Raw genomic sequence first — 508 nt, forward strand, 5'->3', positions numbered from 1 at the left:
CGCCGCCGCGATCGCCGAACTGCAGGCGGCGCTCGCCGCCCTCCCGGCCGCCGGCGTGAACACCGACCCGCTCGCTCACCTGCGACGGCTGCACGACGCGCGCGCTGCGCTCGATGACGCGCTCGCCGCCGCCCGTGAACCCACGACTCCCGAGCTCGCACCGGAGACGCCCCCCGTGCTCCACGTGCACCACGCGGTCAGGGACGCCGACCGGCGCCTCGACGTCGCGCGGGATGCCGTCGCCGCCCACCCGGGCCGGATCGGCGCCGCGGCCCTCGCGCGTCTCGCCGAGTCCGAGCGCATCCGGGTCGACCTCGTGCACTACCTCGGCGGCGCCGGCTCCGAGGTGTCGGTCCTCGCGACCGACCTCCTCCACCGCGCCCAGGTGATCGCGATGGCCCGGCGTGCCGCCTCGCTCGCGAGCGAGTCGCTGAGCCTGGCGCGCCAGGACGTCGACGCGAGCCGCGCGCAGCGCGTCCGGGCGTAGCCCGGGCATGGCCGACCGACA

At 77.8% G+C, this 508-nt stretch carries 1 pseudogene; it reads left to right on the forward strand.

What is annotated here, in order from left to right:
• Window positions 1-487: pseudogene (locus ESO86_RS19690) on the forward strand (hypothetical protein); the annotation flags it as partial.
• Between the last annotated feature and the right edge of the window lie 21 nt (window positions 488-508).

The organism is Agromyces binzhouensis, assembly GCF_004135055.1.
Lineage (GTDB): Bacteria > Actinomycetota > Actinomycetes > Actinomycetales > Microbacteriaceae > Agromyces > Agromyces binzhouensis.